Genomic DNA, 17,543 nt, shown 5'->3' with positions numbered 1-17,543 from the left:
CCCAAAACACAGTTTTGGCGATGATAGCTTGTAGGAACCACCTGATCCCATTCCGAACTCAGAAGTGAAACTATAACACGCCGATGATAGTCTAGCATTCGCTAGGTGAAAGTAGGTAGTCGCCATCTTTTTCCATTTAAAGCCCCTCTAAGTAATCCTTAGCGGGGCTTTCTTCGTTCTAAAAGACTCTTAAATTATTGTTTGTGTTTGCTTTTAATATAAAATTAAGTTTTATGTTTAATAAAAGGATATTTTATATGAGTAATTATAAGAGTATGGATGAGTCTACTACAAGTGATATTGAGAATGTTTTAGAAGGTTTGAATAAGTATTGTGACTCAGACTATTTAGTTGGAATATATTAAAATCTTTTATTAAAGTTGAAGGATTTAAAAGAAGGTTTTCCAGTAAATAGGTTTGAGCATTCTTTACAGTCAACAACATTAGCTTATAAAGATGGAAGAGAGTTGGATTATGTTATCTCAGCTCTTTTGCATGATGTAGATGAGATATTTGATCCTTTCAATCATGATCATATCATAGCAGAACTTTTAAGAAACTATATTTCAGATAAGTGTTATTTTATATTAAAATATCATACAATTTTTCAAGGTTATAATTATTGATAAGGTTGTTTTAAACAAAAATCTTAGAGATGAATTTAAAGATAACCAGTATTATTATGATGCTGTTGATTTTATAGCTAAATATGATGATAAAGCATTTAGCGCGACTTACCAAAACACGACTCTTGATGAATTTAAGCCGTTGATAAAAATGCAAATATATTTAATGTTAATCAATAGAGAGTTAAATAAATTTTATTTTAAATTTTTATATATTCAGATGTATATTAGATAGCTAGTTACTAATAGTAAGATGTATGCTAAAGGGAATAAATATCTAAAAATATTATCTATTTTAATTGCTAGCTGTTTTTTATTATTACGTATTAATCTTGAAACTATTAGGCTTTCTAAGATTGTTGAAAATAGTATTATGAAAGAGATTAATAAGAAGCTATCAGTAAAAGTAAAATAATCTATTCTAGGCATTTCTCCTTCAACTAGAAATTGATAAGCAATGACAGATAGTATCCCTATAAAAGAAATGTTTAGACGATCTGATAGAGCTTCTTTATCCATCCAAAATATTGCCCACATCCCTAAAACTAGTAAGGTTAGAGGTAGTAATACTTTCCACAATATATTGCTCGGTTTGCGGTCTAGGCTAATCTCTAGGATTAGCCTAGAGATTTCTTTTGCGGGTCCATAATATTCTTTTATTGGCTTATCTATGATTAGTTTATAGTCTTTAAGGTTCCATTCAGCAATATTAATGTTGGGATTATTTTTCACATATTCTTTAACCATCATTTTTGCATTAGGGCTAACAGATAGCTTAACTTCATCAATATCGTATCCAAAAGGGATCATATATATTTTTAATTTTTGCTTGTCAAAAGGAAACTTATCTAATTTCATAGGAGTTTCAAGTGTGAGAGATCTATGTTCTTTTAATGTAACATCACCATCATAATTTACTCTTAATTGTATGGCTTTAATTTGAGGACTGCCTATCTCATTAATTATTGAAACTTGAGGTCGCCATCCTTGGAATACTTCAGCAAGTTGAAACTCACCTTGATAAAGTTTATAGTTAGCATTTTCTTTTTGCGGGTCAAATTTTAAACGTTGATCGTTCCATTCATATTTAAATATTGCATCAATTTGTAATTGTTCATTTAACTCATCAACGTTTATTATGTCAGTAACGAATGCTGTAGTTTGTACATTTGTAGGGCTTGAAGGTGGCGTGTTTGCATATGTTTTGATGAAGCATATACTGCTACTTAGGATAAGAAAAAATATTAGCTTTTTAAACATAGGGTTCATTATAAAAAATTATAGTATTTTAAAGATTTTACTGAATTAGTGTAGATTCATCAAATTTTAAGATAGTTTTATAGATTTATATTATTTAGAAAAAATAAATTAAGATTATAGATTACGACTAGTCTCTCCTATGTATAGCTGTCTTGGTCTACCAATTTTCTGAGAAGGATCATTTCTTAGCTCAATCCATTGCGATATCCATCCTGAAGTTCTAGCAAGAGCAAAGATCGCAGTAAACATTTCTTCAGGAATTCCCATCGCTTTTAATATTATTCCAGAATAGAAATCTACATTAGGGAATAACTTTCTTTCAATAAAATATTCATCACTTAGAGCTATTTGCTCAAGTTTCTTAGCAATAGAAAGTAGAGGGTTTTCATTGTCACCAAGCTTTGCCAAAATTTCTTCGCAGTTTTCTTTCATTGCTGTAGCTCTTGGATCCATGTTTTTATAAACTCTATGACCAAATCCCATTAGCCTAAATGGATCATCTTTATCTTTTGCTTTATCAATAAATTTTTCAATATTGTCAACACTTCCAATTTGGGAAAGCATCTTTAGTACAGCTTCATTTGCTCCACCATGAGCTGGTCCCCATAAGGCTGTGATGCCTGCTATAATAGCAGCATAAGCAGAAGTTCCAGTTGATCCTGATAATCTAACAGTAGATGTAGAAGCATTTTGCTCATGATCTGCATGTAGTATGAATATTGTATCCATAGCTTTCACTTCTAGAGGGTTGGGCTTATAATTTTCATCTTCGGCAAAAGTCATGTATAAAAAGTTTTCTGTATACCCAAATTCTTTTTTTGGCTCTAAGAATTTTAGCCCATTGTTATGTCTATACGCCATAGCTGCAATAGTAGCTATTTTAGCAATTATATTTTTAGCAATTTCTTCTTGAGATTCTTTTTTACCATTTTTAACATGTTCAGCAGCAATAATATTTACTCCTGCTATCAAAGAAGACATGGGATGAGCAAAACTTGGTAAAGCGTTTATGGAGTCTTTTATGTGGTTACAAACGCTCATTTTTTCAGTTATTTCTGCTTGGAATGCTTTGTTTTCTTCTTTAGATGGTAGTTTGTCATATATTAAAGCTTGGCAAAGAGTTATATAATCAGATTTTTTTGTCCACTCTTGTATAGGATATCCTCTATGTAAAAGGACACCCTCATCTCCATCAATATAGGTAATAGTTGATTTACAAGCAGCTGTAGACATAAAGCCAGGGTCGTAAGTAAACACACCATGTTTTACGAGTGACGAAACATCAATACAATCATTTCCTAAACTTGGAGAATAAACAGGTAAATCAATTTCAATATTTTTGTCAGAATATTTAAGAGTAGCGAACTTGGACATTATATAAAGCCTCCAGATATTAATTAAAAATTTAAATACAATTAAAAATCATAGGTGTTTTTACAAAAAAGATACCTTAACTAGTTAAATAGCTAGCATCTGATAAAATAATAAGCTAAGAGAGTTATTTTTGCAAACAAAAAGAATTCTTATTCGTTGTTTAAATATGTTAAAAATAGGTGTAAAAGATGTATTAAGTTTGAATTTCATTTTGCAAAAATATATCATTACAACGGTTATATACTATCAAAAATTATTTATATAAGTTGCTTCGGAGGACAAAGAAGTGAAAAGTATTAGAAATATTGGCTTAATGTCTATAATATCCTATAAATTTCCGATAACAGCGATAAGTTCTATACTACATCGTATAACAGGGGTGGTTTTGTTAATAGCGACACCTTTGTTGGTTATAGGACTTGGATATTCTTTAGCAGGCCCTCATGGCTATGATGAAATTGTGAGTTTATTTACTTCTACATGGGTAAGTTTCTTTTTTTGGGTGTTTTTATCATCTATAACCTATCATATATTTGCTGGTGTAAGGCATATGATTATGGATATGGGTTTTGGAGAAGGTATGGGTGTTGCTAAAGCTACATCACTTTTAACTTTAGTTTTAGGAATTTTATTTGCAGTTCTTTGGGGGTGTTATTTATGGCTGTAATATCATTAACGTCAACAGGGCTTAAAGACTTTTTTGTACAAAGAGTTACAGCAGTAATAATAGCTCTATATTTTGCATTTGTTTTGATAAAAGCGGTTATGTTATCTTACCAAGGCGAACTGAATTATATGAGTTGGCATGACTTATTTATAGGGGGCTCTGCAATATCCTTTTTTAAAGTGGCTACGCTTATAACTTACTTGGCAATGTTTTTACATGCTTGGGTTGGTATATGGATTATCTGTGGAGACTACGTTAAGTGCGCTTGGATATCTGCGACAATAATGCTTAGTTTTATACTGGTATATGTTGGGTGTTTCTTTTGGTTATTCGCTATTTTATTTTTTTATTAAGAGGTTGGTTTTATGAGTATAGCTAAACAAGAGTTTGATGCTATTGTAGTCGGAGCTGGAGGGGCTGGTCTTAGAGCAGCATTTCAATTATCTCAATCTGGATTCAAAACAGCTGTTGTATCAAAGGTTTTTCCTACAAGATCTCATACTGTTGCAGCACAAGGCGGTATTGCAGCGGCTTTAGGTAATATTAAGTTTGATGATGATTTACCTTCAGATGATTGGAAATGGCATATGTATGATACCGTGAAGGGTTCTGATTATCTTGGAGATCAGGATGCTATTGAGTATATGTGTGAACATGCGCCACAGTCTATTATTGAATTAGAGCATATGGGTATGCCTTTTTCTCGTTTGGAAGATGGTAAAATTTATCAAAGAGCTTTTGGTGGAATGTCTAGAAATTATGATCCAGCAAATCAAGCTAAAAGAACTTGTGCAGCATCAGATAGAACGGGACATGCTCTTTTGCATACGCTTTATCAAGGTAATTTAGCTCATGATACAAACTTCTATACTGAATGGTATGCGGTTGATTTAGTAAAGGCTGATGATGGTAGCATCGCTGGTGTTATAGCTCTTTGCATAGAGACTGGAGAAACAGTTTTTCTGCAAGCAAAAATTACAATTTTAGCAACTGGTGGAGCTGGACGTATTTATGAGTCTAGTACAAATGCTTATATCAATACGGGTGATGGTTTAGGTCTTGCCTTAAGAGCAGATATACCTCTTCAAGATATGGAGTTTTGGCAATTTCACCCAACGGGTATTGCTGGAGCTGGTGTGCTTGTTACTGAAGGATGTCGTGGAGAAGGTGGGATCCTTAGAAATAAAGATGGTGAGAGATTTATGGAGAGATATGCTCCAATGGCTAAAGATCTTGCTTGTCGTGATGTGGTTTCTCGTGCTTCTCAACAAGAAATTATGGAAGGAAGAGGAGATACTTTTAGTGGTTCTAGCTGTGTATGGTTAGATCTTACTCACTTAGGTGAAGATGTTATTGATGAAAGATTGCCAACAGTTAGAGAGTTAGCTAAAACATTCGCTGGCGTTGATCCTGTTGAGAAGCCTATTCCAGTTGTACCAACATGTCATTATCAGATGGGCGGTGTACCAACTAATAAGTATGGTCAAGTTATAACTCAAATAAATGGCGAAGATAAAATTATTGGTGGATTATATGCTGTTGGCGAGTGTGCGTCTGTATCTGTTCATGGTGCAAATAGGCTAGGAAGTAACTCGTTACTTGATCTTGTTGTGTTTGGTAGAGCTGCGGGAATGCATGCGGAAGAAAGCTTGAAGCATGGTATGAAGCGAAAGGATGCTTCAGAAGAGAATGTGCAGAAAGCTTTAGAAAGATTAAATAGATGGGACTCTTCTGAACAGAGAGGTTGTAAAGAAAAAATAGTTGATCTTAGAAAAGAATTGCAACAAATAATGCAAAAATATTTTTCTGTATTTAGACAAGAAAGTACTATGAAAGAAGGTTTAGAAGAGCTTCTTAAGTTAAGAGAAAGATTAGAAAATGCTGTATTAGAAGATAATAGTAGAATCTTCAATATGACAAGAATTGAAGCTTTAGAGCTTGATAATCTAATGTTAACAGCAGTTGCAACAGCTAAATTAGCTTTAGAAAGAAAAGAGTCTCGTGGAGCTCACTCAAGAGTGGATTATCCAAATAGAGATGATGAAAATTGGATGAAACATACTTTATACTTCCTAGATGGAGATAAAACTTCTTCAAGAAGTGTTAATATGTCGCCTACAAAAGTTAAAGCATTCCAACCAGCTGAACGTAAATACTAATAAGGGATTTTTATCATGGAAGTAAAATTTAAAATTTATAGATACAATCCAGAAGTAGATACAAAGCCATATTACGATGACTATACAGTTAAAGTAGAAAATGAAGGGGTAAAAGTATTAACTGCTTTGGAATTAATTAAAGAGCAAGATCCTACTTTAGCGATGAGAAGGTCTTGTCGTGAGGGTGTTTGCGGTTCTGATGGAATGAATATAAATGGTAAAAACCGTTTGGCTTGTGTTACATCTATAGGAGAGCTTAGACAGCCTATTAAAGTAAATCCTTTACCAGGTCTTCCTGTTGTTAGAGATTTGATTGTAGATATGAAACAGTTCTACAAAAACTATGAAAAAGTTAAGCCGTATTTAATTAATAATGATGAAGCTCCTATAAAAGAGAGATTACAATCTCCAGAAGAGAGAGCTAAATTAGATGGTTTATATGAGTGTATTCTTTGTGCGTGTTGTACTACCTCTTGCCCATCTTTCTGGTGGAATCCTGATAAATTTATTGGACCATCAGGATTGTTGCAAGCATATAGGTTTATAGCAGATTCAAGAGACACTGCGACTGATGAGAGACTAGAAGCTCTTAAAGATCCATTTAGCTTGTTTAGATGTAGAACTATCATGAACTGTGTTACTGTTTGCCCTAAAGGCTTAAATCCTACTGAAGCTATTGGTAAGATCAGATCAGCTATGCTTAAGAAGAGTGTGTAAAAAGCAAAAAAATGGAAAATCATAAGTTATGACAAAAAAACACAATGATTTTGAAGAATGGTTAGAAAGTACTCAGTTTTCTGGAGGAAATCTAGAATACCTTGAGTCGATATATGATGACTATTTAAAAGGCAATTATGATGGAATAGATCCAGAATGGTTGTCTTTTTTTGATTCAGTGGCTGAAAATACAGATACAGTACATGCTGATATTGTTGATGAATTTAAGTATCTTGCTCAAAATAGAGTGGGTTCAGTCGTTGCTTCTGGAAGTAGTGATATAGAGCTTAAAATTAAGAACTTAGTAGGTGCATATAGGTCTCATGCTTATAAATCAGCAAAGATAGATCCTCTAAAGCTATTTAAATTACCACAAGATCCTGAGCTTAGCTTAACATATCACGGATTAACAGATTCTGATTTACAAGAAGAAGTCAATTTAGGGGCTTTAACAAATAATCAGCCAAAAAAACTACAAGATATTATAAACAAACTCAAAGCTATTTATGAAACAAATATTGGTTTTGAGTTTATGTATATAAATAATAAAGAAGAAAAAAAATGGCTACAAGATACGATTGAGTCACAATCTCTTTTAACTAAAGAAGAGAAAAAATGGACTTTAGAACAATTAGTAGCTGCTGAAGGTTTAGAAAAATACCTTGCTTTAAGGTATGTTGGTCAAAAAAGATTCGGTTTAGAGGGTGGGGAATCTATGATTCCTTCTCTTCAATATGTTATAGAAAAATCTATTTCTAAATATTCTACTAATTTTATTCAATTAGGAATGGCACATAGAGGCCGTTTAAATGTTTTAGTAAACGTGCTTGGTAAAAATCCAAAGGACTTATTTGAAGAGTTTGAGGGTAAGCAAAGCGAAAAGAGTTTATCTGGTGATGTTAAATATCATATGGGGTATTCTAATTATCGTGGGGTTGATGGTAAAGAAGCTAAGATTGCATTAGCATTTAATCCATCTCATTTAGAAGCTGTAGATCCTGTCGTCGAAGGAGCTGCTAGAGCTATCCAAGATAAGCTTGATGATAAAAATGCGCTTAACAGAGTTTTACCTATACTTATCCACGGAGACTCAGCATTCTGTGGTCAAGGTGTTGTTATGGAAACCTTTGGACTTTCTTTAACAGAGTATTATGGCACTGGTGGTACAGTTCACATAGTTGTAAATAACCAAGTTGGCTTTACGACAAGTAGTAAATTCGGAGTTAATAGAAGTAGCATATACTCAACTGACGTTGCTAAAATGATAGATGCTCCAATTTTCCATGTTAATGGAGATGATCCTGAAGCGGTTGTAAGAGTTTCTGAGATTGCTTTAGAGTATAGAATGAAGTTTAACAAAGATGTTGTTATAGATATAGTCTGCTATCGTAGAAATGGTCATAATGAAACAGATGAGCCATCGGGAACTCAGCCTGAGATGTATGAGGTTATCAAAAAACTTCCATCAACTTTGACAGTCTATTCTAAGCAGTTAGAAGCAGAAGGTGTTGTAACAGCAGAGCAGTTAAATGATCTTAATGCAAAATATCGTTCTAAGTTAGATAAAGGTGAGTCTACAGTAGAGGTATTAACTAAATCTTCAATATGTAATAAGTTGGGTGTTTGTGATTGGAAACCTTATATAAAAGGTAAGCCTCAAGGGGACTATAGCTATGATGTTATTCCAGAGACAAAGTTACAAGAATTAGCTTTAGAAATGTGTAAAGCACATGATGAAATAAAAATGCAGAACCAAGTTAAAAAGGCTATTACTGATAGAGAGAAAATGGCTAATGGTGAGCTTGCTATTAATTGGGGTTTTGCGGAAATGTTGGCTTATGCAACCCTTTTAGATAAGGGGCATGATATAAGAATATCTGGTGAAGATAGTGGAAGAGGTACTTTCTCACATAGACATGCTGTCCTTAAAAATATGGATGTAGACAATAAATTAAAAGAATACATCCCATTAAAACATATTAATGAAAATGCAAGATTTGATGTTATAGATTCAACATTATCAGAATATGCAGTACTTGGTTTTGAGTATGGCTATAGTTGTTATAGTCCTGAGTCTTTAGTTATTTGGGAAGCTCAATTTGGAGACTTCGTAAATACTGCTCAAGTTGTGATAGATCAATTCTTAGTTTCAGCAGAAGAAAAGTGGGGCATATTATCAGGACTTACTCTACTTTTACCTCATGGACAAGAAGGGGCTGGAGCAGAGCATTCATCTGCAAGATTGGAAAGATTTTTAAACTCATGTGCAAATAATAATATGCAAGTTTGTACTCCAACGACACCTGCCCAGATTTATCATTTGTTGAGAAGACAAGTTATAAGACCATTGAGAAAGCCACTTATAGTGATGACGCCTAAAAGCTTGTTAAGAAATCCATTAGCTGTATCAACTATGGAAGAGCTTTCAAAAGGTGAGTTTCAGGTGGTTATTGATGATAAGAGTGTACAGGCAGATAAAGTTAAAAAACTTATTATTTGTAATGGTAAAGTATATTATGATTTGATGTTGAAAAAAGAAGATAAACATCAAGATACTGCTGTTGTAAGGATTGAAGAACTTTATCCTTTCCCTAAAAAAGAATTATCAAAAATACTAACTAAATATAATAAAGCAACTGATGTTGTCTGGCTTCAAGAAGAACCTGCAAATAAAGGCGCTTGGTATAATATAAGACACTCTTTAGAAGAGTTAGTTAGTGATAAACAAAAATTAAGATACGTTGGTAGAGATAGATCTTCAGCTCCAGCTGTGGGATATCATGCAAGGTATGTAGAACAACAAGAAGAGATTATTAAAAAAGCTTTAGATATAAAATAAGAAGATTAAAAATAACTAGGAGTAGTTAGCAATGGTAGAATTAAAAGTTCCTATGTTTCCTGAGTCTGTTGCCGATGGTACTTTGTCTGAATGGCATAAACAGGAAGGTGATTTTGTTAATGAGGGTGATATTGTAGCAGAGATAGAAACCGATAAAGTTGTTTTAGAAGTTCCTGCTGTTGCAAGTGGTGTTTTAACAGGAGTTAAAAAACAGGCTGGCGATATAGTTCTTTCAGAAGAGAGTCTAGCTTTTATATCGGAAGATGGTAAAGCACCATCTGTAGAGTCAAAGCCAGAAGAATCTGAAGCACCTAAAGCTAAATCTGGTGCAGAGATAGATGTGAAAGCTCCTGTGTTTCCTGAGTCCGTTGCTGATGGTACAGTTTCTGAATGGCATAAGAAAGAAGGTGATTCTGTTGCTGAAGGCGATGTTATAGCAGAAATAGAAACAGATAAAGTTGTTTTAGAAGTTCCTGCTACTACAAATGGTGTGATCTCAAAAATTCTTAAGACAGAAGGTTCTACAGTAGTTTCAGCTGAATTGATTGCTAAGATTACAGAAGGTGCTGTTGCGACTGCTAATAAGGCTGAGGAGAAATCAGAAGTAGCACAAGCGGCATCTGGTACAGAGCCACACTTAATCCCTTCAGCTAGAAAAGCTTTCAATGCAAGTGGTTTAGACAGTGCTAAAGGAATTGAAGGAACAGGTAAAAAAGGTCGTATTACTTCTGGTGATGTGAAAGCTGCTCAAAAACCTCAACAAGCTATCCAGCCACAAGGCGCTAGATATGAAAAAAGAGTTAAAATGACAAGACTTCGTCAGACTATTGCTAATAGACTAGTTGAAGTACAACATACTAATGCTATTTTAACTACCTTTAACGAAGTTGATATGACAGCTGTAATGGAGCTAAGAAAGAAATATAAAGATCTTTTTGCTAAAGAGCATGATACTAAACTTGGCTTTATGTCTTTCTTTATTAAAGCGGCTACTGAAGCACTTAAAAAATTCCCAGATGTTAATGCATCTATTGATGGTGATGAAATTGTTTATCATAACTATTTTGATATTGGTATTGCTGTTGGAACAGATAGAGGTCTTGTTGTACCAGTTTTAAGAGATACAGATACTAAAGGTCTTGCTCAAATAGAAAAAGATGTTTTAGAAATGGCTCTAAAAGGCAGAGATGGTAAGTTAAGTTTAGAGGATATGAAAGGCGGTACTTTTACTATCACAAATGGTGGTACTTATGGCTCTATGCTTTCTACACCAATTATAAACTCTCCCCAAAGTGCTATTTTAGGAATGCACAACATAGTCGATAGACCTATGGTTGTAAATGGTGAAATTAAAATAAGACCGATTATGTATTTAGCAATGTCTTATGACCATAGAATTATAGATGGTAGTACATCTGTGAAGTTCTTAAAAATGATTAAAGAACTTTTAGAAGATCCTGCAAGAATTTTACTTCAAGTATAATTTTTTCCTCCTTTTTAATACTCATTTTCTTTTAGGGAGATTTATCAATGAGTTTAGATTTTATATCAAGTAAAATAGCGGCCGTCCAAGACTTTCCTAAAAAAGGAATAGTGTTTAGAGATATTACTCCTTTATTGGCTGATCCTAATGGTCTCAAAGAAGTTTCTCTTTGTTTGGTTGGAGAGATAAAAAAGAGAGGTCTTCAACCAACGATTATTGCGGGTGCTGAAAGTAGAGGCTTTATATTTGGGGTAGCTTTAGCAGAGATGTTAGGGTTAGGATTTGTTCCAATTAGAAAGCCTGGGAAACTACCTAGAGAAACTTATAGTGTTAGCTATGAGTTAGAATATGGTAAAGATACTTTAGAAATTCATAAAGATGCTTTTAAAAAAGATGATAGAGTATTAATAGTAGATGATTTACTAGCTACTGGTGGAACCGCAAAAGCAGCAGCTGAACTTGTTGAAAAAGCACAAGCTAAAGTTGAAGCGCTGATGTTTGTTATAGAGCTAGATGGACTAAATGGAAGAAAAAAATTAGAAAACTATAACATTGCTTCATTATTAAGCTTTTAGAATAAATCTAGTAGGAGATCTATTGTGAGAAAATACTTTGGAACAGATGGTATTAGAGGTTTAGTTGGTAAATTCCCCATAACAGCAGAGTTTGCTCAAAAATTAGGTAATGCTGTTGGTCAAATTATTGATGAGTACAAAGAGCATAATCTTGTCATTGTAGGTCAAGATACTAGAGGGTCATCGGATTTTATAAAGTATGCTTTAGTTTCAGGTCTTACAGCCGCAGGCGTAGATGTGATAGATTTAGGGGTTGTGCCGACTCCTATAGTTGCATTTATGGCGGTTGAAAAGCAGGCTGGAGCAGGTTTCGTTGTTACAGCATCTCATAACAAATTTACTGATAATGGCATAAAGCTTTTTTCATCTAAAGGGTTTAAATTAAGAGATGAAATAGAGCTTGAAGTTGAGGAAAAGATAGATGGACCGTTTTTTTACAATAAAGATTGTAAATTTGGAACTTATACAAAATTAGAAAATCCATTAAATGATTATATAAAAGACTGTAAGGCTAAGTTTTTAAACCTTATTAAGTATAATGGAAAAGTTGTTGTTGATTGCGCTAATGGTGCAGGATCTAATAACTTAGAAAAATTATTAGCAGAATTTAATATAAATACTATAACGATTGCATCAAAGCCAAATGGGCTAAATATTAATGAAAAGTGTGGCGCTACTTATATTAAAAATATTAGCGAAGCTGTGTTAAAAAATAAGGCTGATCTAGGGATAGCTTTAGATGGTGATGGCGATAGGATAATTATAGTAGATGAAAAAGGTCAAGAAATAGATGGTGATGCTATTTTATATATCCTTTCAAATTATACTAAGGTCTCTGGAAGTACAGCTGGTGTTGTGGGAACAGCTATGACTAATATGTCATATGAAAATGAGTATAAGAAACAAAATATTCCTTTTATTCGCGCTAAAGTTGGTGATAGATATGTTATCGAAGAGCTAGTTAAGAATAATTATAAGCTAGGAGGAGAGTCTTCTGGCCATATTATTAATTTAAACTATGGGACAACTGGAGATGGCTTACTTACAGCTTTACAGTTGCTAGCAATTCTGTCATTGGAAAATAAAGCAGTTTCTGAACTTTACTCAGGTGTAGAGTTGATGCAACAGACTATGATAAATGTTCCTTTAAAAAGTAAAGTTGGAGCGGATGAGCTAAGTACTCTTATAGAAGATGTATCAACAGTTGAAAAAAGATTAGGTGATAATGGAAGAGTCTTGTTAAGACCATCTGGAACTGAGCCTGTATTAAGAGTAATGGTAGAAGCTACTGACAAAGAAACTGCTACTAAAGAAGCAGAATTTTTAGTAGAAAAAGTAAAATCAAAATTGGCGGTGTAGTATGAAAAAACTAATAATGGGTAATTGGAAGATGAATGGTAATAGTGCTTCAATAAAAGCTTTATGCCAAGAAATCTCTAAAGCTAAATATGACAATGTTGATGTTGCTGTTTTTCCTACAAGTGTTTATGTGAAAGAAGTTAGAGCTCAACTGCCATCGAAAGTCGGTGTTGGTTTACAAAACATTACTTTTTATGATGATGGTGCGTATACTGGCGAAATCTCTAAGGCAATGCTAGAAGATGTCGGTTGTGATTATGTTCTTATTGGACATTCTGAAAGAAGATCGTTGTTTGGTGAAACAAACCAAGATGTGTTTAAAAAGTTAAAAAAAGTAATTGATACAAATGTTGTTCCAGTTGTGTGTATTGGCGAATCTTTAGCAGATAGAAATGGTGGTAAACTCCAATCAGTATTATCTGGACAACTAGAGCTAATATTAAATGGTTTATCTAAAGAGCAATTGGCAAAGATTGTGTTAGCATATGAGCCTGTGTGGGCGATAGGTACTGGAGTTGTAGCAACTCTTGATCAGGTACAAGAAACTCATAGCTTTGTTAGATCATTAGTAGCAAAAGTAGATGCTGAAATAGCTAAAAATATAAAAATAGTTTACGGCGGTAGTTTAAAGGCGAGTAATGCTGAAGAAATACTAAAACTTCCGGACGTTGATGGTGGTCTTATTGGTGGAGCATCACTTGTTGGAGAAGAGTTTAATAAAATAATTAAGTACGCCTCAGCTTGTTAGTTGTAGAGCTTCAACAAGGCTGAAACTACTCCATTAGTCCAGCCAAATCCATCTTGAATGATATATTCTCCACCAGAAGCATCAATATGAGCATTTGAAACATTATATTTTTCTTTTAACTTTCCTGTTTCTTTATACTTAAGTTTAATTGTATTGAGAAATCTATCAGCTATATCTTTAGCTATATCACTATAACCATAGTTTCTTAAACCAATAATTACCTGCCAATGAAGAGGAGCCCAGCCATTAGGATAATCCCATTGTTGAGATGTGTCCACGAGAGTTGTTGATAGGCCGCCTTCAAAAACAAACTTACTTAGAGTATTAACCAGTTTACTTGCTTGCTCTTTAGTGGCTATATTAAAGAATAAGGGAGTAGCTCCAGCTAAGCTGAGAGCATTCGTATGACTTTTTTCTTTATGATTAATGTCACAAAAGAAATTTTGCTCCTCTGACCAGAAATCTTTTTGGATTTTACTTTTCCTTTTATTAGCGAGATCTCTATATTTAGATGACTTTTCTAAATCACTAGAGTCTTTAAACCAAGTAGATAATCTTTCTTCAAGGCCAAATAGATAGCAATTTAGATCTATTGGTAGAATATCTGTAGTACAAATTGTTTCAAATTTGTTTACATCATGAAACCAGCGGCTGCTAAAGTCCCAACCAGATTCACAAGCTGCTCGAATATTACGATAAAAATCAGCTCTGTTTGATGCATCTTTAGCGCTATGGATATCTTCCCTATATGACTCTGGTCTTGGTTCAGAAGCTTCATCCCAGTATCTATTTAACCCACCAATATTCCTATTTGTATTCATCCAGAAAGAATATTCTTTTTCAAGCACAGGTAGATATTTGCTGATTCTGCTTATTCCATAATGTTTATATAGAATATCAACTATTAAAAAGAATAGAGGAGGCTGTGATCTTGTTAAATAATAAGTTCTATTTCCATTAGGAATAAACCCAAATTGCTCTACTAAGTATTTGAAGTTATCAGCGATATTTTCTACCATATCTAGCTTATTATAAGCGGCTAAGCCTTCTGCTGTAAAGTAGCAATCCCAGTAATAAATCTCTCTAAAACGACCTCCTGGAATAACGTAAGAATTCGGTAGTTCTAATAAAGAACTTTGAGGATTTTCTTCATCAGCACTCTTTGTTAGAAAATCCCACATTTGTATTATGTGTTCATGGAGACTTAGACCATTCTCTATATCGCTATACTCCTCAGCTTTAGGTAGATCAAAGTTCTCTAAAATAAAATCTTTTAAGTTAAAGTTGTTTTGATTTTTTAAAGCTTTGAAGTCTTTTAGTATTTCTTGAGAATCCCTTTTAGGAGTCATGTCGACAAAAGTTTTAGAGTCAGAAAAACATGGTGCTAATTGCACTGCTTCAAAAAGCTCTCCAGATGTCTGGATTAAATCATTGTTTTTAATTGGCATTTGCTTTTTTATGTAGTCTTGCATAAGGAATAACTAATAAAATTAATAAGCTGATAGGTACTAATATTATATAGAAAGCTACCTCTCCGCCAAGTATAGTAAACAATTCACTTACAACTCTTGAGCCAATAGTACCTCCAAGGGCCGAGAAAATAATAATTAATCCAGCCATAGAGCTTTGTAAATGTGCAGGCTGACTACTTAGAATACTTGAGCATAGAGTAGGATATATTGGAGCTATAAAAAAGCCTATCAATGGTAGTAGGGATGCAGTTAATATAGATAGATATGACCAGCTATCGCCAGAGATATTTTGTGCCATTGGCAAAATGATTAATATTAAAACAGCACAACAGATAAGACCTATGATCACTACTTTTTCCCAGTAAACTTTTTTCATAATAAAACCTGAAGCTATTCTTCCTGTAGCAATACTAAGTGCAAAAATACTAGCAAATATAACACTAGCATAATCTGAGAGGTGTAAAACAGAGTTGTTAAAAGTTGGCAGCCAAGACTGTATACCTTGTTCTATAAATACATAAATAAATATACTTAAGATAAAGACTAATACGATAGGAAGTTTTACTAAACCTAACATATGTAAGAAGTCTCTAGTGATTTTGGGTTCTATGGAGGCTTCAACTCTGGATTCATCAAGTTTTGTAAAAATAAGTAATACTATAGTTAATAGAGAAATAGCAGCTATGATCCAGTATGTGGTTAACCAAGTGCCACGCTCTATAAAAAAGCTAAAAACAAAATAGCACAGGACAACACCAATTTGAAAAGTACCTTCACCAGCTTATTAGACTAGCATGTTCTTGGGGGCTATTTGTGATAATACCAACTGTAGAGTAGACAGAGACTTTTATTAAAGCAAAAGCTATACCTACGCAGACAAACATTAGTTTTGTCATCCAGAAGCTGTCTAGTAAAGGCATGGCAATACAAGCTAGAGTTATAAGAGTTAATCCAATAATCATTGATTTCTTATACCCAAAATGGGGAATGAGAGAAGCTACAAAGAATGAAACTATAGCAATGGTTAGGTCTTTACAGGCTTCTAAAATACTTGCTGATACATTTGTGATTCCGTAGTTGTTTATCGACTGTAATATAACTATGCCTACGCTATTAAGAAGGATTGCACAAATGAAAAAACATAGGAATAAAGAGAGTTTTATTTGGAAAAATTTCATATTCAAAAAACTTACTAAATAAATTAAGAATAATTCAAAGTGAGCTGGAAATAAACTTTAGCTTATAAATAATAGGTATTTAATAACAAATATATATGGCTGATTTGAAGACTATATTGTTCTGTCTAAGTTAAGTAGTCTATTTCTTTTTGAGTATAATATTTTTTATTTTTCTAAGTGATAAACCGTTGCTTAAGAACAGAGAAATAAGTAGTACGAATAAGGCTATGAATGTAGATGGCTCTAGCTTATCATCTAAGAAAGTGACGCCTAAAAACAATCCAACAGCAGGAATTAGGAAATTACTAAAAGAAGTAAATACAGTACCAGCTTTTTTGATTAGCTCTATATAGAGTAAGTAAACTATCCCAGCAGCAAAAATTCCTAGAGCTAAAATGGCTAAAATGCTCTTTAGTGATAAGTTGACATTGCTATATACAAAATCATGTTTTATCAAAGCTAGTATAGCGAGCTGGATAGATGCTGAAGTTAGGATTATTTTAGAGCTTCTGATTGGTGGGATGTGAGAGATATTTTTAATAAGGATGAGAGCTATAGCAAAGCTAAAAGCACCTGATAATACAGCTAGATTAGATATCAGATTCATATTTCCTATATCAACATTAGCAAGTTTGGGTCCAAGTAGTATTACAATAGCTATAAAGCCAAGAATAACTCCAAAAACTTTATTTATAGACATTTCTTCTAATTTTAGAATAGCGACTAATACAATCACAAATAAAGGAACAGTTGAGGTTAGAATAGCGGCTATGCTGCTATCTACTTCTTGTTGTCCCCAGATTATAAGGAAAAGAGGGATAGTGGCTTCAAAAAGACCAACTAAAAACAAAATAAAATAGGTTTTGAAATCTATAGAGGTTTTCTCTTCTTTAGAGAAATACAAAATTATAGAAAGAGTTATTGCTCCAATAATAGATCTAGACATGGCGATTATCACAGGGCTAATATTACTCTCAAGAGCAATATCATTAAACATAAACTGAGAGCCCCATATTAAAGCTATACTAAATAAGAGAATATAATTAGTTATACTTTTAGATTTCAATTTTTATAATCCTCTTTCTA

16 protein-coding genes and 1 rRNA gene are annotated in these 17,543 nt (G+C 33.3%); 11 read left to right on the top strand and 6 right to left on the bottom strand.

What is annotated here, in order from left to right; all coding sequences use genetic code 11:
- Positions 1-13 precede the first annotated feature (13 nt).
- Together rrf and KX01_RS09430 are read left to right on the top strand one after the other, a co-directional pair.
- A 5S ribosomal RNA gene (rrf, locus tag KX01_RS01845) occupies positions 14-128 on the top strand.
- A gap of 252 nt (positions 129-380) precedes the next feature.
- A complete protein-coding gene (locus KX01_RS09430) occupies positions 381-626 on the top strand; it encodes an HD domain-containing protein (RefSeq protein WP_071663374.1) in 246 nt (81 codons plus the stop codon).
- 216 nt (positions 627-842) lie between these two features.
- Here the strand turns inward: KX01_RS09430 and KX01_RS01835 are convergent, their stop codons facing one another.
- Entirely contained in the window at positions 843-1,895 is a 1,053-nt protein-coding gene (locus KX01_RS01835; protein ID WP_071663373.1) for a ligand-gated ion channel, read from the bottom strand.
- A 105-nt stretch (positions 1,896-2,000) separates the two neighbouring features.
- On the bottom strand, positions 2,001-3,260 hold the full coding sequence (locus tag KX01_RS01830) for a citrate synthase (protein WP_071663372.1): 1,260 nt from the start codon (positions 3,258-3,260) through the stop codon (positions 2,001-2,003).
- Between the two features lie 286 nt (positions 3,261-3,546).
- Between KX01_RS01830 and sdhC the strand changes: the two genes are divergently transcribed.
- Genes sdhC through tpiA form a run of 9 tightly spaced genes read left to right on the top strand, consistent with a single transcriptional unit; the run spans position 3,547 to position 13,807 of the window.
- Positions 3,547-3,927: a succinate dehydrogenase, cytochrome b556 subunit gene (gene sdhC, locus KX01_RS01825; protein WP_071663371.1), complete on the top strand. Its 381-nt coding sequence runs from the start codon at positions 3,547-3,549 to the stop codon at positions 3,925-3,927.
- Positions 3,903-4,280 (top strand): succinate dehydrogenase, hydrophobic membrane anchor protein, encoded by a 378-nt coding sequence (sdhD, locus tag KX01_RS01820; RefSeq protein ID WP_198021101.1) that lies wholly within the window; start codon positions 3,903-3,905, stop codon positions 4,278-4,280. Before sdhC ends, sdhD begins: the two co-directional genes overlap by 25 nt.
- 12 nt (positions 4,281-4,292) lie before the next feature.
- Positions 4,293-6,086 carry a succinate dehydrogenase flavoprotein subunit gene (gene sdhA / locus KX01_RS01815; RefSeq protein ID WP_071663369.1) on the top strand — a complete coding sequence of 598 codons (1,794 nt, stop codon included), beginning with the start codon at positions 4,293-4,295 and terminating at the stop codon, positions 6,084-6,086.
- A gap of 15 nt (positions 6,087-6,101) precedes the next feature.
- Positions 6,102-6,803 carry a succinate dehydrogenase iron-sulfur subunit gene (locus KX01_RS01810; protein WP_071663368.1) on the top strand — a complete coding sequence of 234 codons (702 nt, stop codon included), beginning with the start codon at positions 6,102-6,104 and terminating at the stop codon, positions 6,801-6,803.
- Between the two features lie 28 nt (positions 6,804-6,831).
- Positions 6,832-9,642, top strand: coding sequence for a 2-oxoglutarate dehydrogenase E1 component (locus KX01_RS01805; RefSeq protein WP_071663367.1), 2,811 nt, complete (start codon positions 6,832-6,834; stop codon positions 9,640-9,642).
- A 31-nt stretch (positions 9,643-9,673) separates the two neighbouring features.
- Positions 9,674-11,125 (top strand): 2-oxoglutarate dehydrogenase complex dihydrolipoyllysine-residue succinyltransferase, encoded by a 1,452-nt coding sequence (gene odhB / locus KX01_RS01800; RefSeq protein ID WP_071663366.1) that lies wholly within the window; start codon positions 9,674-9,676, stop codon positions 11,123-11,125.
- 47 nt (positions 11,126-11,172) lie between these two features.
- Positions 11,173-11,700, top strand: a complete 528-nt coding sequence (locus KX01_RS01795; protein WP_071663365.1) for an adenine phosphoribosyltransferase — start codon at positions 11,173-11,175, stop codon at positions 11,698-11,700.
- Between the two features lie 24 nt (positions 11,701-11,724).
- Entirely contained in the window at positions 11,725-13,059 is a 1,335-nt protein-coding gene (gene glmM / locus KX01_RS01790) for a phosphoglucosamine mutase (protein WP_071663364.1), read from the top strand.
- A 1-nt stretch (position 13,060) separates the two neighbouring features.
- On the top strand, positions 13,061-13,807 hold the full coding sequence (gene tpiA / locus KX01_RS01785; protein ID WP_071663363.1) for a triose-phosphate isomerase: 747 nt from the start codon (positions 13,061-13,063) through the stop codon (positions 13,805-13,807).
- Here the strand turns inward: tpiA and KX01_RS01780 are convergent.
- From KX01_RS01780 to KX01_RS01770, 4 genes are all read right to left on the bottom strand, one after another.
- Complete coding sequence (locus KX01_RS01780) at positions 13,804-15,279, bottom strand: trehalase family glycosidase (protein ID WP_232223346.1); 1,476 nt, start codon at positions 15,277-15,279, stop codon at positions 13,804-13,806. The genes tpiA and KX01_RS01780 overlap by 4 nt on opposite strands.
- Complete coding sequence (locus KX01_RS01775; RefSeq protein ID WP_232223358.1) at positions 15,245-16,000, bottom strand: MFS transporter; 756 nt, start codon at positions 15,998-16,000, stop codon at positions 15,245-15,247. Before KX01_RS01775 ends, KX01_RS01780 begins: the two co-directional genes overlap by 35 nt.
- A 52-nt stretch (positions 16,001-16,052) precedes the next feature.
- Positions 16,053-16,457, bottom strand: a complete 405-nt coding sequence (locus KX01_RS09425) for an MFS transporter (RefSeq protein ID WP_198021100.1) — start codon at positions 16,455-16,457, stop codon at positions 16,053-16,055.
- A gap of 139 nt (positions 16,458-16,596) precedes the next feature.
- Entirely contained in the window at positions 16,597-17,523 is a 927-nt protein-coding gene (locus KX01_RS01770) for a DMT family transporter (RefSeq protein ID WP_071663362.1), read from the bottom strand.
- Positions 17,524-17,543 lie beyond the last annotated feature (20 nt).

The organism is Francisella frigiditurris, assembly GCF_001880225.1.
Classification (GTDB): domain Bacteria; phylum Pseudomonadota; class Gammaproteobacteria; order Francisellales; family Francisellaceae; genus Francisella; species Francisella frigiditurris.
This window is presented reverse-complemented; position numbering and strand designations above follow the sequence as displayed.

Excerpts from the sequence above, each read along its gene's own strand:
- KX01_RS01835 (WP_071663373.1), bottom strand. The coding sequence starts at position 1,895 with ATGAACCCTATGTTTAAAAAGCTAATATTTTTTCTTATCCTAAGTAGC.
- sdhA (WP_071663369.1), top strand. The coding sequence starts at position 4,293 with ATGAGTATAGCTAAACAAGAGTTTGATGCTATTGTAGTCGGAGCTGGA.
- KX01_RS01795 (WP_071663365.1), top strand. The coding sequence starts at position 11,173 with ATGAGTTTAGATTTTATATCAAGTAAAATAGCGGCCGTCCAAGACTTT.
- tpiA (WP_071663363.1), top strand. The coding sequence starts at position 13,061 with ATGAAAAAACTAATAATGGGTAATTGGAAGATGAATGGTAATAGTGCT.
- KX01_RS09425 (WP_198021100.1), bottom strand. The coding sequence starts at position 16,457 with ATGAAATTTTTCCAAATAAAACTCTCTTTATTCCTATGTTTTTTCATT.
- KX01_RS01780 (WP_232223346.1), bottom strand. The coding sequence starts at position 15,279 with ATGCAAGACTACATAAAAAAGCAAATGCCAATTAAAAACAATGATTTA.
- KX01_RS01810 (WP_071663368.1), top strand. The coding sequence starts at position 6,102 with ATGGAAGTAAAATTTAAAATTTATAGATACAATCCAGAAGTAGATACA.
- KX01_RS01830 (WP_071663372.1), bottom strand. The coding sequence starts at position 3,260 with ATGTCCAAGTTCGCTACTCTTAAATATTCTGACAAAAATATTGAAATT.
- KX01_RS01805 (WP_071663367.1), top strand. The coding sequence starts at position 6,832 with ATGACAAAAAAACACAATGATTTTGAAGAATGGTTAGAAAGTACTCAG.
- odhB (WP_071663366.1), top strand. The coding sequence starts at position 9,674 with ATGGTAGAATTAAAAGTTCCTATGTTTCCTGAGTCTGTTGCCGATGGT.